The sequence below is a fragment of the Methylobacterium sp. FW102-HT35C08 genome (assembly GCF_058790235.1).
This window is the reverse complement of sequence record NZ_JBYTCL010000002.1, coordinates 755951-771024: the sequence shown is the minus strand read 5'-3', so window position 1 is coordinate 771024 and position 15074 is coordinate 755951. Positions and strand designations below refer to the sequence as shown.

The window sequence follows — 15074 nt, the reverse complement described above, 5'->3', positions numbered from 1 at the left end:
TTCTGGCTTGAGGAAAGGAAGCGGAAGGCGGGAAGTGGACAGGTGGTAGGGCGAGACGGACCCCCATCATACCGGCTGAAGCGTCCCGGCGCTTCGCGTTGACGTTGCGGCTTCCCCCCGGGAGCCCGGTTACCTGAGCGGATTAGGACCGCTTAAATAACCCTATGTGTCAGTTCGCCTTGAGAAGGCAACAAATTTTTCTCGTTACCCCCTGCGTCAGAAGCGGTTCTTCCACGCTCGCAGAGCGACGAACACTGCCTCTGGATCACTTTCCGGTGGCAGGTCGACCGATTTGGCGAGCGCCGGCTCGGCGCTGCGCAGGAAAGGGTTGGTCGCCCGTTCCGCGGCCAGGGTTGACGGGATCAGGAACCGGCCCTGCGCCTTCGCCTGCTCGGCCTCGGCGAAACGGGCCTTGAGATCCGGGTTGTCCGGATCCGCCGCCATTGCGAAGCGGGCGTTGCTGAGGACATAGTCGTGACCGCTGAACACCTGCGTGGCGTCGGGCAGGTCGTCGAAGCGCCGGAGGGATCGGTAGAGCGTCTCGGGCGGGCTCTCCATCACCCGCCCGCAGCCCAGGGTGAACAGCGTGTCCCCGGCGCAGACGAGGCCGGCCTCAGCAAACCAGTACGTGACATGATCGGCGCAATGGCCCGGCGTTTCCCAGACCTGAGCCTTCAGGTTGCCGACCCGCACCGTGTCGCCCTCGCGCACGGTCACGTCCACCTGCGGGACGGCGTCCCCGGCCTTCGCGGGTGCCGTGACGCGCGCGCCCGTCGCCTGCTTCACCGCCGGGATGCCCTCGACATGGTCCGCGTGCCGGTGGGTGACGAGGATGTCGGTGAGCTGCCAGCCGGTCTCCTCGAGGGCCCTCAGCACGGGCTCGGCCTCGGGTACGTCGATCGCCGCGCAGGCACCGGTGGCCGGGTCGCGGATCAGGACGCCGATATTGTCGCTGCGGCACAGGAACGTGCGGATCTCGGTCTCGGCGGCCATCGGACGGCATCTCCTCGGGGCACGAAAGCTGCTGCCGTGAACAGGCTGCGGTCCGGCCGGGTTCCGTCGGAGCTTGCCGCAGGCGGTCCGGCTCACCATTGAGTACGGCAACCGTTCCAGTTCCTAATTCCTGCTCCTCCATGCGTCTCGACGTCAACGGCTTGCGCGCCTTCTACGCCAGTCCCCTGGGCCGCACGACGCACCGCGTCGTCGGGCGCGCGCTGCACGAGTTCCTGGGCTCGGTCTCGGGGCTGCGGGTCCTCGGGATCGGCTACGCGACCCCCTATCTCGGCCCGATCCACTGCATCGCGGAGCGCACCCTCGCCTTCATGCCGGCTACGCAGGGCGTGGTGAACTGGCCGGACACGGGTCGCTCCTGCGCGGCCCTGGCCGATCCCACCATGATGCCGCTTCCGGAGGCCGCGATCGACCGGGTCATCCTGGTCCATGCCCTCGAATCGGTGGAGAGCCCGACCGAGCTGCTGCAGGAGGTCTGGCGCACGCTCACGCCCGGCGGCCGGATGATCCTGGTGGTCCCCAACCGGCGGGGCGTCTGGGCCCGCCGCGAGGCGACGCCGTTCGGCCACGGCCAGCCCTACAGCCGCTCGCAGCTCGGCCGGCTGATGCGCGACACGCTGTTCTCGCCGGTGAACTGGTCCGAGACCCTGTACATGCCGCCGGTGCGTTCGCGCCTGATGCTTCGCACCGCTCCGGCCTGGGAGCGGCTCGGCACCAGCCTGTCGTTGCCCTTCGCGGGCCTGCACGTGGTCGATGCCACGAAGCAGCTCTATCGGCCTGTCGCCGTGCAGCAGGTGCGGCGCGCCCGTCGCCTCGCGCCCGCCCGGGTGCTGGTGCCGGCACCGTCGCCGGGCTGATCCGGGCGGGCGACACGTTTGTTAAAAGGCCCTGCGACTAGGATCGGCCGCGACACGGGTCTGCCAGATGAGCATCGATTTCACCGTCCAGCAGTTCCTGCTCGCCCTCTCAGGCCTCATCTCGATCGTGAACCCGATCGGCGGCGCCTTCATCTTCGCCCAGGTCACCGGCGCCTACAGCCATGCCGAGCGCGTGCTGCTGTCCCGGCGGATCGGTATCTACGCAGCGCTGGTGATGCTCGGCGCCCTCTGGGCCGGCACGCCGATCCTCAACTTCTTCGGCGTCACCCTGGCCGCGCTGCGCATCGCCGGCGGTCTCGTGGTGATGTCCTCGGCCTGGACCCAGCTCAATCGGCCGGAGGCGCGCGAGGCGCGCAAGCAGGCCGAGGCCTCGGGCTCGGCGAATCGCGGGACGGTTCCCACGGAACCGCAGGCGGATCAGGCACCGGGCCCGCTGTCCGAAATCGCCTTCTTTCCCCTCACCCTGCCCTTCACCACCGGGCCCGGCACGATCGCGGTCGCCATAACCCTGGGCGCGAACCGGCCCGAGGTCTACGCGGAGCGGCTCGGCTTCTATCTCGGCATCACGCTGGCGGCCCTGGTGGTCGCCGCAACGGTCGCGCTGATCTACGCCTCGGCCGACCGGGTGGTGGCGCTCATTGGCCCGGCCCGCGCCCGGGTGGTGGGGCGCCTGTTCGCCTTTCTGCTGCTCTGCGTCGGCACGCAGATCCTGATCAACGGCCTCACCGACGTGTTCGCGCCGCATCTCGCCGCGCGATGAGTCCGGACGCCGAGCAAGCCGTTGTTAGATGACCGGCAGCTCGCTCAAGCCCCCGAACAGGGCAGCGTGGCCCACGTAGTAGAGGAACAGGAAGGCCGCGAGCGCCGCCCCATAGTAAGCCGGTGCCAGCAGCGCCTGCCGGACCCGCACCGGCACCCGGACATCGTCGGCGGCGATCGCCAGAAGCACCACGATGATCCCGGAATGGCCGATCGCGTCCACCTTGCCGAACTCGACGATCGCTGAGACGAAGATCGCCGCCAGGATGATCGCCGAGGTGCGGCGGACGAGAGGCGTCCAGATCAGCGCGAAGGCCAGGGTGAATTCGATGACGCCGGCAGCCTGCATGAAAAGCTCGGGCGTCGCGCCCATCGTCATCTGCGGCTTGGCGGCGATGAGCGGGGCCGTCCAGTCGGGATAAGCCCACTTCTCGATGGAGGCCCACATCAGCGTGATGGCGGCTGTCCAGCGCACGAGGTCGAGCGGCCGGATGTCGAAGGGCCGAAAGCCGAGACCCTGGGCGATCAGATAGGCGGCAATGCCGAGGAAGATCGGATAATCGGCGAGGTGGAACAGGCCGTACTGCGCCGTCGCGAAGCTGAACAGGAAGACGAGGCCGAGGCCGGTGATCGGCATGGTCCGGCGCCAGATCAGGCAGGCCGCCATCGCGAGCTGAAGCCACGGGATCCAGGCGACATCGGTCTTCAGCTCGGGCGTGAGGATGATGCCGCCGAGCTCCCAGAGCGAGACCAGGAAGAAGCCCAGCGTGGCGCGCACCAGCAGCTCGGTATCGGTGCGGATCCGCGCGGTCACGCGGTCAAGCGCGTTGAGCAACGCGCCGCCCAGCGGCGTGCCCTCGGCGAGGCAGCCGAACATCAGGCAGGCCAGGGCGAGGCCGGTCAGCCACTCGAAGTCCAGGCACAGCACCTGCTCAAGGCCCTGGGGCTGCCCGGCGACATCGTAGGCGCAGAACCACTTCACGTGAGCTTGGGCCGCGCTCGGGGCCGCGAGAGTGAACAGGCCTGACAGGCCGAGAGCGCCGACTACCGATAACCGCTTATTCTTGGATCTTGGCATCGGACCCTCGTCGCTGCACAGCGACACCGTGGTTACTCAGCTATTTAGATAGCTTCGGTCAATTTTAGCCAATGGTTTGTTAACGAATATGAGTAAAAGGTTAACGCTGTGGATTCTGCGTAGGCCGTTCACGCGGTTCGCTTTTCCGCGCTGCCCACAGGCGTGCAGGATCCCTGAGGTTGTTGCGTGTCGCGGCGCATCGGGCGTGGTCCCTCCGGTGTCTGCGCCCGGCGACAATCCGTCTTGCGCGCAGATCTGCGCGGATGCCGCTCGGCTTTCATCCCGTCGAACGCGAAGCCGATTCGTTCGCTGCCGCACAGGCGCCAATTCCTGCCGGCGCGATCATTCGAATGTCGGTAATGGCTGGTTTTTGACTATAGATAAGCATACAAAGATATCTTAGTATAATAAATAGCAATATATTATCGAGTATTAGTCAGTTTTTACGATGGGTATGCCGGATAAGCCGGCAGCATTTTGTTCACCGAAATTTGGGATGTGACGGAGGACAGCGCGAAACTGTCTTCACCTGAAGGCTTGCATCTTGATTGAACATGCGCAGAGTCTTGATCGTGCTCTGTCTGGGTGGGATGAGATCTGCTGAAACCGTTCACCGGAGGCACGGGCCAGGAATGGGATGCGGGTTGTGCGGCAGAACGGCATTCTCAGCTCAGGCACGCGACTTCTCGGACCGGCACAGCGCCTCACAGGGCTGTGCGGTGCCGGACCAGCGTTACGCCTGATCTCGCTTCTGCTCCGCCCGCACGCGGGCCGCCAGCGCCGTCGGCCCTCCCCGCCCGGCGCATGATCGGATCGGCCGCTTGAGACTGTCCGGCCTTCGAGTGCGCGACCGCTGCGGTGGGATCGGGTCTCCGCTCCGAACGCCGCGGCGTCCCGTGCGCCGCATCGATGCCGGTATCCGGTCGACCCGGAGCGCCGGCGCCACGCATCAACCCTGACAGCCCCGCAGGTCCGGGCCGGGCGGCGCAGAGGCGCGCGCCGGACGCCTGCATCCACCACGCAGCAAGGAGACATCCATGACCGACGCGACGCAGATCAAGGTTCCGGCTTGGTACAGCCCGGACGAGATCCAGGACATCCAGCGCGACCTTCTGGGCCCGGCAGCGAAGGTTCTGATCCTATGCCTCGGCGGCAAGGGCGGCGTCGGCAAGACCACCATTGCCCTGCAGATCGCCGATCTCTGTGCCGAGGTCGGGCCGGTGCTGGCGATCGACACCGACCCGGCCAATCGTCATTTCCACACGGCTCTCATGACCGAGACCAGCCCCGGCAGCGACAACTTCGTGCCGCGCCGGCCCGGCGTGTCCTGCTTCCGGCAGCGGCTGCGCGCCGAAGACAGCGTGGGCCGCGTCGATCCGACCCTGTGCCAGGACATGATCGAGCGCGTGGTGGACGCGCCCGAGCGTTTCGTGGTGGTCGACTTTCCGGCCGGCGATACGGAGACGACGCGGCGCTGCACCGAGATCATCGTCGAGAGCTGCCGGGAGGCCAATGTCCGCCTCTGTGTGGTCGTCGCGGCCGGCGCTGTCGATCCCACCGCCCTCGAGGTCCTCAAGGAACTCCGGCCGATGCTGATTGAATGCGATCGGGCGATCCTCGCGAAGAACACCGCGCAGGCGACCAATTTCGACTATCTCGAATCGTCCGATCTCGTGCGTGCGCTGCGCAAGCAGCCGAACTTCCGCGTCATCGAGATCGAGCGGATCGGCGAGCGCCTGATCGAGGCGCTGCGGGTCCAGCACATGACGTGGCAGACGCTCGCGACCGGCGCACCGATGCGGCTGCGCGTCGAAGGGCGCCGCCTCCGGCGCAACTTCCACACGGCCTGGCGGGATGCGCTCCGGCCGTGACCAACCTCGAGCGGTTCTACCGGTCGGTTCACGGCCGCGATCTCCAGCCCTGGGAGCGCCAGCTCGCCGTGCGGATCGCGGCCGCCCTGAACACCACGACGGACGACGACTTCGTCGTCCATCTGCTGCTGGTGTACATGTCCACCAACGCCATCACCAACATGTACAATGAGCTGGTGGCCGCGCGAAACAGTCTTGCCGAGGACAGCCGCGATCTGGTGCGGACGATCAAGTCCGATCTGCGCCGTAGCAGGCTACTGACCTATGCGATACTCGGTATTGCCGTGGTAAGCCTTCTCGGAAGTGTCTGGATCCTCGCCACGGTTCTCAACCTCTCGCACGATGTGACGGTCGGCGAAGCCCGGCTGGCCGCCGCGCTGCAGGGCATTGAACGACGGAGTCTGAGCGGATCGCAGCGCGGGCCCGCGCTCGACCGCTGATGGGGCGCAGTTCGCCGGTCGCCCGTCAGGCCGGCCTGGGGCCCGATGAGAGCCAGTCCGTCAGGGGGCCGGGGCTTTGGCGGCGAACGAGATCGTGACGAGGTCGCGGCCCGCGCTGGTCGAGAGCGTCGCCAGGAAGGCCAGGAGATCCGCCCGCTCCGCCGCGGTGAGCTGAAGCGGCTTGATCGACCGGGAGCGGCTTGGACGGTCAATCCCGCCGCGGTTGTAGAGATCGATCACGGCGCTGAGGGTCGGCACGGACCCGTCGTGCATGTAGGGGCCGCGCAGCCCGATCTCCCGCAGGGTCGGCGTCTTGAAGGCGTATTGAAGGGCGAGCGACGTAGGCTTGTACCGGCCGCGGCCGACATCCGAGCCCACCCCGACCCCGATATCGTGGAACGAGTTGTCGGTGAACGACCAGCCGGAATGGCAGCTCGCGCAGCCGGCCCGGCCGTTGAACAGGTCGAAGCCCCGCTTGGCCGGCTCCCCGATCGCGTCTTCCTGGCCGGCGATCCAGCGATCAAAGGGCGTCGTTCCGGTCACGATCAGGCGCTGGAAGGTCGCCAGTACAGCCTCAAGCCGTTCCCGGGTGATCGCGGGATCGGCGAAGGCGTCGGCGAAGGCCGCCGTGTAACTCGGGTCGGACGAGAGCCGCGCCAGGGCGTCGGGCATCGGCAGATTCATGTTGCCCGGCGCCGCCATGGGCATCGCCGCGACCGATTCGAGCGTGCGGAACTTCCCGTCCCAGCCGAGCGGCCCATCCTGCCAGGCGATGTTGAGGAGCGTCGGCGTGCGCAGATCCATGTCGCCCTGCTGGCGCGTGGCCGCGCGGGCGCGTCCGTCGCCCCAGGCGAGATCCGGGATGTGGCACGTGGCGCAAGCCCGGGTCCCGTCGCCGGACAGGATCGGATCGAAGAACAGGCGACGGCCCAGTTCGGCCTTGGCAGCCGTGTACGGGTTCTCGGCGGGAAACGGGATTTCGGTCGGTGCGCGGTAGGCGTCGCGCCAGCCCGCGCGGCGTGGATCGGGGCCGCCGCCGACACCCCCGCTGACCCCGACAAACCCGAGAAGCACCGCCACCGCGGCGCCGACCTTCCACGCCATCACCAACCTCACGGGTCACGACTAGACCCATATTCGTTGATGACCGATGAATCTCCGCATGGAAGTTTTCCGGCTCGGACTGTACTTCTGTATTCAAAATCGCAGCACGGCCAAGCTTCGCCGGCAAGAACGATGATGTCGCGCTATTCAAGCCGGATGGAAACGCTGTCGCTCGCGCCCGTAGAATCCAGAACCGAGATCCGTGCGAAGCCGGCACCTGTCGGGGACCATGCGGCGCGGCGCCGCGGTGTTTGCACGACGGGCTGACCGTCGATCAGCCAAGTGAGCGGCGGCACCCCGCCCAAAGCTTTTAGGGCGAGCGCCGGACCATCGGCCGTGCCCTCCCCTTCGTGCCCGGCGGCGGCGAGGCCGAGGTCGATCCGGGCGCCGTCCGGGGGATAGGCGATCCGCAGCGCCGGCCCCGGCGCGCCGGGCGCCTCACGGCGCAGATGGCGGAGCGGCGGCGGCAGGCCGCCGAGCCCGGCCGCCAGAACGTCTCGGGGTTGCGGCACCGGCTCCGGCTCGAGGCCGAGGCGCGCGAAGGCGTCGAACAGCGTCGGTGCCGCGAACGTTCGACCGACGAGACCCGGAACGGCGGCGCCGTCGGGCCGGCCGACCCAGACCACCACCGTCACGTGCCGGTCGAAGCCCGCCGCCCAGGCGTCCCGGTAGCCGTAGGAGGTGCCGGTCTTGTAGGCGATGCGGTTCGGCAGCGCGTTCTCCGGCGGCGGCGTGCCGCGCAGGATGTCGGCGACGTACCAGGCGGCCACGGGTTCCGCGACCCGACCCTCGGCACCGGCCGGGGCCGCCTCGGCTCGGCGGAGGAGACCGGGCACCGTGCCGCCGCGGGCGATTCCGGCATAGAGGCGCGCGAGGTCGGTGAGCGTGATGCCGAGACCGCCCAGCGCCACCGGCAGCCCCGGCGCCGCCTCGCGCGGCAACTGGATCGCGGCGCCCGCCGCACGCAGCCGCGCGATGAAGCGCGCGGGCCCGACCGCGTCCATGAGTTCGACCGCGGGCACATTGAGCGAGAGCTGCAGGGCCCGTCGAGCCGTAACCGTGCCCTGGAAGGTCAGGTCGAAATTCTCCGGCGCGTAGTTCGCCGAGAAGCGCGCGGGCCGGTCTTCCAGCAGCGTCTCGGGATGTGCCAGCCCGTCCGCGAAAGCCATGGCGTAGACGAAGGGCTTCAGCGCGGAGCCGGGGGAGCGCACCGCGAGGGTCATGTCGATGGCGCCATTCCGGCTCGAATCCAGGTAGCCGGCGCTGCCCACCTGGGCGAGCACGCGCCCGTCGCGGTTGTCGAGGACGAGAATCGCGGCCGAGAGGCCGGGACCGGCCGCGGCGGCCCGCTCGGACGCAAGAACCTCCAGCCGCTCCTGCAAGCGCGCATCGATGGCGAGGCGGATCACCGGCGCGGTGGTGTCGGTCGCCACCGCCTCCTCGGCTGCGTGCGCCGCGAGCATCGGGAAGGGACGCCGCGCTGTCGGCACCGGCTCGGCCTTGGCGGCCTCGGCCTCGCCGGCGGTGAGGATGCCGCGGGCGCTGGCGATGTCGAGCACCCGGTTGCGGGCGGCCCGGGCGCGCTCCGGGAAGCGATCCGGCCGGCGGGTCTCGGGCGATTGCGGCAGGGCGACGAGGAGCGCGGCCTGTGCCGCCGTCAGGCGCACCGGCTCCCGTCCGAAATAGGCGAGGCTCGCCGCGCGAACGCCCTCGAGCGGGCCACCGTAGGGGGCGAGGGCGAAATAGAGGTCGAGGAGGCCGGACTTCCCGAGGCGCCGCTCCAGCAGGAGCGCCCGCGCCATCTGGCGGAGCTTGGCGCCGAGCGTGCGCTCGCGCCGCGGCTCGACGAGGCGCGCCACCTGCATCGACAGGGTCGACCCGCCCGAGACGATGCGCCCGTTCCTCAGCCACTGGATCGCGGCGCGCAGAACCGCCACGGGATCGATCCCGGGATGATTCGCGAAGCGGCGATCCTCAAAGGCGACGAGCATCGCCCGGTAGCGTGGGTCGATCGTGTCGGCGGTGACAGGCAGGCGCCAGCGCCCGTCCGCGGTCGCGAACGGCCGCAGGAGCGTGCCGGACCGGTCGAGCACCACCGTCGAACGCGTCGAAGCGGCGGCGAGATCGAGCGGTGGCAACGCCTCCGCGTAGCGCCACAGCGCACCAACCCCGATAAGCCCCAGCGCCAGCGCGACCGGAAGGGCCAGGCGTGCCACAGCGCGGCGGCCCCGGGCCGGTGCTCCGCTCGGATCAGACCCGTCCCGCGGCACGCATCCTCCAGGTCCCCGATCCGCCGGTCTCAGGCGCAGGATTCCGCGATCCCGCGCGGCGGACAAGCCCTGGACGGCTCCGGAGTCTCGGCGGCGTTCCGGTGGCTAGGCCGTGCCGACCCCGCGCAGATCCTCGAAGGCCGGGCGCTCCGGCCGGTTCGGGCGTATCGGGAACAGCACCACGTTGGACGGCATCGGCGCGGGACCGGCCTCGGGCGCCGTCTTGCGAGCCTTGCCGACCTTCGCCCAACGCTCGATCCGCTTGAAATACGACCGTCTTGCCAGCCAAGTCGGAATTCGCCTGCTCTTCAGCATGATCTGCCCCTCGTCGATGCGACTCGCGACGCGAAATCCAGTCCGCCGATCCGATCTCGCCGGCTAGACCGCCGTCGATCGAATCGGAGCTGTATTCGTGATACGAGCGGATCCGCCAAAGCGTTGCATCCCCCGTTTGGATGACGCGCCGCATGGGCCGATATGCGAGCCAGCCTGTGGGGCCTCAGGCGGCGGCCGATTCCTTTGCCCGCTCCTGGGCCAGCTTGACGACGGCCACTTGGTCGATCTTGCCGGTGCCGAGCATCGGGATCGCGTCCAGCACCACCACCTCGGCGGGGATCGCGACGTCCGAGGCGCCGCGGCCCTTGGCGAAGGTCTGGTAGGCGGCCCGGGTGGCGCCCTTCTCCTGCGTGAACAGGATCAGGCGCTCGCCCTTGCGCGAATCCGGCACGGCCGCCACCGCGCTCGGCCGATCCGGCCAGAGGTCGGCGGCCAGCGCCTCAATGCCGGCGAGCGACACCATCTCGCCCGCGATCTTGGCGAAGCGCTTGGCCCGCCCCTTGATCGTCACGAAACCCATCGGGTCGATCGCCACGATGTCGCCGGTGTCGTGCCAGCCCCCCGGCGGCGGCTCCAGGATTCCGGGATGCTCGGCGCGCAGGTAGCCCAACATGATGTTGGGGCCGCGCAACGACAGGCGGCCGCCCTCGTCGATTCCCGGCACGGGCTCCAGGCGGGTTTCGATCCCGGGCAGGATCCGCCCGACCGTGCCGAAGCGGTTGAACATCGGCGTGTTGAGCGCCACCACCGGCCCGCACTCAGTGACGCCGTAGCCTTCGAGGATGCGCAGGCCGAACTTCTCCGCCCAGGTCTTGCGGGTCGTCTCCTTCACGGCCTCGGCGCCGGCCACGACGTAGCGCAGCGAGCGCAGGTCGTAGGAATGGGCCGCGCGGGCGTAGCCGGTCAGGAACGTGTCGGTCCCGAACAGCACCGTGCTGTTCGAGCCGTAGATCAGCTCCGGCACGATCCGGTAATGCAGCGGTGACGGGTAGAGGTAGACCGGCACGCCCGAGACCAGCGGCAGGACCAGCCCGGCCGTCAGGCCGAAGGCGTGGAACACCGGCAGGACGTTGAAAACCTTGTCCATCGGCCCGAAGTCGATCCGGGCCGCCACCTGCGCCACGTTGGCGAGCATGCAGCGGTTGGCGAGCACCACACCCTTGGGCGTGCCTTCGCTACCGGACGTGAACAGCACCGCGCCCGGATCCTCCCCGGCGCGCGCCACCAGGGGGCGGCGCGGTGCGAGGAACCCCCGGATCTTGTCCCCGGTCGTGACGGTGGCGCGCACGTCTTCCAGGTAGATCAGCTCGACCGAGCCGCGGATCGCCTCGACGAGCGGCCCGAGCCGCCCCTTCTCGATGAAGGCCCGGGACGTCAGGATCCGGTTCACCTCGGCCGCTTTGCAGGCGGAGAGGACGTTGGCGGGACCGGCCGAGAAATTGATCATCGCCGGCACCCGGCCGGCGGAGGCGAGGGCGAACAGCGTCACCGCGGCGCCGTTGGCGTTCGGCAGCATGAGCCCGATCCGGCCGCCCTCCGGCGCCAGCGGCATGAGCTTGCGGCCCAGGATGTTGGCGCCCATCACCAGGCGGCCGTAGCTGAGCCGACCGCCGACCGGGTCCTCGATAGCGTTGCGGCGCCAGCCGTGAAGCTCGCCCGCCTCGATCAGTGCCGCCATCAGTCCGCGGTCCGTATCGGCGGTGCGGAACAGGAGGTCCGACATGATCCCGTACAGGGCCGCGCCCGCCGCCTGCCGCCGGGCCTTGCCCTTGAGCGCGGGATCCACCGTCAGGCGCACCGGCGGCATCACCGTCACGGTCACTTTGGGCCACCAGCGGCGGCGCACCTGCCCGCGTGACAGGCGCGAGAAGACGGTGCGCTCGAGGCCGTCGAGCTTCACCGGCACGACCATCGCGCCCGACTTGTCGGCGATCAGCCCGGCGCCGTCATAGACCTTCATCAGACTGCCGGTGACGGTCAGCCGGCCCTCGGGGAAGATGATCAGGGTCTCGCCGCTCTTGACCGCGTTGATCAGCGTCCGGGTGGCGAGGGGGCGCGTCGGGTCGAGGGGCATCGCCTTGGTGACCCGCAGGAACGGCTTCACCCACCAGCGCTGGGCGATGCCGCTGTCGATGGCGAAGACCGGCTCCTGCTCCAGAAGGGACAGGGCCAGCGGCGCGTCGAGGAACGACACGTGATTGAGGGCCACGATGGCGTTCGGCCCGGCCGCCGTGAGGTTGTCAAAGCCGCGCACCTCCAGCCGGTAGAAGGCCCGGAACAGGATCGACAGGGCGTCGCGGAACGGGCTGGTCGGCAGGGTCGCGAATACGACCGCGCCGACGATCAGGTTCAGCACCGCCATGACGGCGAGCAGGCTCGCGATCGTCAGGCCCGCGCCCTGCAGCGCCGCCAGCGCCAGGGTGCCGGCGACCATGAAGGCCGCCGTCATGACGTTGACGGCGCCGATGATCCGCGCGCGCATCGCCTTCTCGGCCCAGGCCTGCACAGCTGCGAAGGACGGGACGATGTAGAGGCCGCCGGAAATCGCGAGCCCGAGGAAGTCGATCCCGGTGCGCAGACCGTGACCGGTCCGGAGGAAGTCGAGCGGGCCGATCGCCTCCGCGGGCGGTGCCGGCAGGTGGCCGATCGTCCAGGCGAGGTCGAGACCGAACAAGCCCATCAGCACCGCGCCGACCGGCGTCGGCAGCAGCACGATCCGGCCGCTGGCGAGCCACGAAGCGAGGCCGGAGCCGACCGCGATGCCGATCGAGAACAGGGCCAGCAGCAGGGTGATCACGGTCTCGGTGCCGTTGAAGGCGCCGCGCACCAGCACGGGCAGCAGCGACAGCACCACCACGCCGACCAGCCAGAACCAGCTCACCGTCAGCGAGCCGCGCCACAGGCGCGTGTCGGCCCAGAGGTCACGCAGCAGGGCGTAGGTCGAGCGGGCGACGTTCGGGTCGACGCGCAGGTCCGGGGCCCCCTCGCCGGTCGCCGGGATCATCCGGGCCGAGAGCCAGCACAGGACGGCGAAGCCCATCACCAGGGCGCCGAACAGCAGGCCCGAGCCGCCCATCGCCGAGGCCGCGCCGGCCGCGATCGTGCCGAGCAGGATCGCCAGGAAGGTCGCGGCCTCGACCAGGGCGTTGCCGGCGGGCAGTTCCTCGCGCTTCAGGTGGTCCGGCAGGATGCCGTACTTGATCGGACCGAACAGGGCCGCGATCGTCCCGAACAGGCCCAGCGCCACGAACAGCACCGGCACGGAATGGAGCAGGAAGCCCAGCACGGCGGTGCCGGCCGCGAAGATCTCGGCGAATTTCAGCCGCCGGGCCATCAGCGCCTTGTCGTACCGGTCGGCCCACTGGCCGCCGAGACCCGACAGGATGAAGAACGGCCCGATGAAGACGGCGCTCGCGAGGGTGACCAGGACGCCCGCATTGGCGTCCGCCTGGCCGCCGATCCCGAACAGGATCAGGAAGGCGAGCGCGTTCTTGAGGAAATTGTCGTTGAACGCGGAGAAGAACTGGCACCAGAACAGCGGCGCGAAGCGCCGCGCAGTCATCAGGGTACGGAACATGGCGATCTCTCGGTTCCGAACCTGACTGGCCTACCAGATACGGTCAGGTCAAATCGGCCCGTTGAGAACGCACAGCAATCACGGTCGCGCCGAATGCTCGCCGTGCGAGCCGGCACCTCTGCAGATCAGGCCCGCCGCGCGGCCGTCCTCACGCCTTCCAGACGATGCGGTCCTTCCGGCTGGAGCGGAAGCCGAGGCGTCGCTCGATCAGGGCGCGCAGGGACGCGCCGAGATCGTAAGACCGGTCGACATGGGCCACCAGCGCGGCAGTCACGAGGAGGACAACACCGGCCGCGCAGGCCGGTACGAGCAGCAGGAACGTCAGGACCATCCCGACCGCCGTTCGCTCCCCGAGGGAAGCCTGCGGCCAGGGATCGATCGGCAGGGAGAAGCGTCGTCCATAATGCATGGCATCGACCCTCGATGTCCGCACGAGGCGGTACAGGCAATCAACAGCGGTCTTCGGCGGTCGTTGCGTCGTCGATCCCAAAATCAGCGCCGCCGTGACGATTCGGCGTAGGGAAGCGACGCAACTGCGGCGTTCGATCCGTGTTGCCGGATCGAACTTTCGTCGTTGCATGAGGTGGATATGGCACGGGTGGCGGTCGTTACCGGGGGCACCGCCGGGATCGGTCTCGCAACGGCCCATCGGCTCGCCGCGAGCGGATGGTCGGTTGCGATCATCGCGCGCGACCCGGGTCGGCTCGCCGCGGCGGAACGGGCGCTTGCCGCCTACGGTCAGCCGATCCTGGCGCTCAGCGCCGATGTCGCCGATCCAAAGGCCGTCGACGCCGCCGCCGAGCGCGTGGAACGGGAACTCGGCCCGATCCGCGCCTGGGTCAACAACGCCATGTCGACCATCGTGAACCCGGCCGACCAGATCACGCCGGACGAGTACCGGCGGGTCACCGAGACCACCTATCTCAGCCAGGTTTACGGGACGCTCGCCGCCCTGCGCTTCATGAAGCGGCGCAACCGCGGCGCGATCATCCAGGTCTCGTCCGGCCTCGCAATTCGGGCGGCGCCGCTGCAGGCGCCCTACTGCGCGGCGAAATTCGCGGTCTCGGGCTTCACCGATGCCCTGCGCTGCGAGCTGCTTCACGACCGGGTCGATGTCAGCCTCAGCGTCGTCTACCTGCCGGCGGTCAACACGCCCCAGTTCAATTGGGCGCGCAACCGCACCGGGCATCGCCAGTATGCACCTGATCCGGTCTTCGACCCGCGGCTCTGTGCCGAAGCGATCCTGTACGCCGTCGAGCATCCGCGCCGGGAAGTCTGGGTCGGGCGCTCGTCGATGATGATGGCCGCCGCCCAGGCCCTGGCGCCGGCGCTCGCCGACCGCAAGGCCGCCTCCATGTGGTCGGCGCAGCTCTCCGACGAGACGATCCCGGAAATGGACGGCAACCTCTACGAAGCCGTGCCCGGCCCGGTCGGGATCGATGGGCGGTTTTCCGGGCGGACAAAGGCGAGCCGTGGCGAGTTCGTCACGAGCCGCACCCGGGATCTCGTGGTCGGCGGTCTCGCCGGATTGGCGCTGATCGGGCTCGCCGGCACCGTCCACGCCGCCCGCTCGGCGCGCCGGCTGCCGGGGCGGACGTGACGGCTGCGCCTGTACGCGCCGCCTGTTACATCCATTCCGGTTGAAAGGGCTGCCGCCGTCCTCGCGAGCGGAGCGGAGCAATCCAGTTGCGCTGCGCTGAACGAGGTCGCGCTGCCGTGGGTCGCTTCGCTCCGCGCGCGATGACGGAGA

The 15074-nt window shown here is 69.1% G+C and carries 12 protein-coding genes; 5 read left to right on the top strand and 7 right to left on the bottom strand.

Features of this window, described 5'->3' with window-relative positions:
* Positions 1 to 216 precede the first annotated feature (216 nt).
* Positions 217 to 993 carry a hydroxyacylglutathione hydrolase gene (gene gloB, locus AC3WSN_RS03835; RefSeq protein ID WP_492536412.1) on the bottom strand — a complete coding sequence of 259 codons (777 nt, stop codon included), beginning with the start codon at positions 991 to 993 and terminating at the stop codon, positions 217 to 219.
* 140 nt (positions 994 to 1133) lie between these two features.
* Between gloB and AC3WSN_RS03830 the strand changes: the two genes are divergently transcribed.
* Together AC3WSN_RS03830 and AC3WSN_RS03825 are read left to right on the top strand one after the other, a co-directional pair.
* On the top strand, positions 1134 to 1868 hold the full coding sequence (locus AC3WSN_RS03830; RefSeq protein ID WP_492536410.1) for a class I SAM-dependent methyltransferase: 735 nt from the start codon (positions 1134 to 1136) through the stop codon (positions 1866 to 1868).
* 67 nt (positions 1869 to 1935) lie between these two features.
* Positions 1936 to 2649 carry a MarC family protein gene (locus AC3WSN_RS03825; protein WP_492536408.1) on the top strand — a complete coding sequence of 238 codons (714 nt, stop codon included), beginning with the start codon at positions 1936 to 1938 and terminating at the stop codon, positions 2647 to 2649.
* A 24-nt stretch (positions 2650 to 2673) separates the two neighbouring features.
* Here the strand turns inward: AC3WSN_RS03825 and AC3WSN_RS03820 are convergent, their stop codons facing one another.
* A complete protein-coding gene (locus tag AC3WSN_RS03820) occupies positions 2674 to 3726 on the bottom strand; it encodes a hypothetical protein (protein ID WP_373622370.1) in 1053 nt (350 codons plus the stop codon).
* A 1037-nt stretch (positions 3727 to 4763) separates the two neighbouring features.
* Here AC3WSN_RS03820 and AC3WSN_RS03815 point away from each other — a divergent pair.
* The gene (locus AC3WSN_RS03815; protein WP_192708752.1) at positions 4764 to 5597 is read left to right on the top strand and encodes a nucleotide-binding protein; all 834 of its coding nucleotides are present in this window, start codon (positions 4764 to 4766) and stop codon (positions 5595 to 5597) included.
* Positions 5594 to 6037 carry a hypothetical protein gene (locus tag AC3WSN_RS03810; protein WP_492536405.1) on the top strand — a complete coding sequence of 148 codons (444 nt, stop codon included), beginning with the start codon at positions 5594 to 5596 and terminating at the stop codon, positions 6035 to 6037. Before AC3WSN_RS03815 ends, AC3WSN_RS03810 begins: the two co-directional genes overlap by 4 nt.
* A gap of 60 nt (positions 6038 to 6097) precedes the next feature.
* On the opposite strand, the gene AC3WSN_RS03805 is transcribed toward AC3WSN_RS03810, so the two are convergent.
* The 5 genes from AC3WSN_RS03805 to AC3WSN_RS03785 form a co-directional block, all read right to left on the bottom strand.
* On the bottom strand, positions 6098 to 7141 hold the full coding sequence (locus AC3WSN_RS03805) for a cytochrome-c peroxidase (RefSeq protein ID WP_492536404.1): 1044 nt from the start codon (positions 7139 to 7141) through the stop codon (positions 6098 to 6100).
* Positions 7142 to 7284: 143 nt separating this feature from the next.
* Positions 7285 to 9411 carry a penicillin-binding protein 1C gene (pbpC, locus tag AC3WSN_RS03800; RefSeq protein ID WP_492536403.1) on the bottom strand — a complete coding sequence of 709 codons (2127 nt, stop codon included), beginning with the start codon at positions 9409 to 9411 and terminating at the stop codon, positions 7285 to 7287.
* 105 nt (positions 9412 to 9516) lie between these two features.
* Positions 9517 to 9726, bottom strand: coding sequence for a hypothetical protein (locus tag AC3WSN_RS03795; protein ID WP_192708748.1), 210 nt, complete (start codon positions 9724 to 9726; stop codon positions 9517 to 9519).
* 184 nt (positions 9727 to 9910) lie between these two features.
* The gene (locus AC3WSN_RS03790; protein ID WP_492536401.1) at positions 9911 to 13324 is read right to left on the bottom strand and encodes an acyl-[ACP]--phospholipid O-acyltransferase; all 3414 of its coding nucleotides are present in this window, start codon (positions 13322 to 13324) and stop codon (positions 9911 to 9913) included.
* Between the two features lie 148 nt (positions 13325 to 13472).
* Positions 13473 to 13733, bottom strand: coding sequence for a hypothetical protein (locus AC3WSN_RS03785; RefSeq protein WP_492536399.1), 261 nt, complete (start codon positions 13731 to 13733; stop codon positions 13473 to 13475).
* A gap of 180 nt (positions 13734 to 13913) precedes the next feature.
* Here AC3WSN_RS03785 and AC3WSN_RS03780 point away from each other — a divergent pair, with 180 nt between their 5' ends.
* On the top strand, positions 13914 to 14924 hold the full coding sequence (locus tag AC3WSN_RS03780; protein WP_492536397.1) for an SDR family oxidoreductase: 1011 nt from the start codon (positions 13914 to 13916) through the stop codon (positions 14922 to 14924).
* The last annotated feature ends 150 nt before the right edge of the window (positions 14925 to 15074 follow it).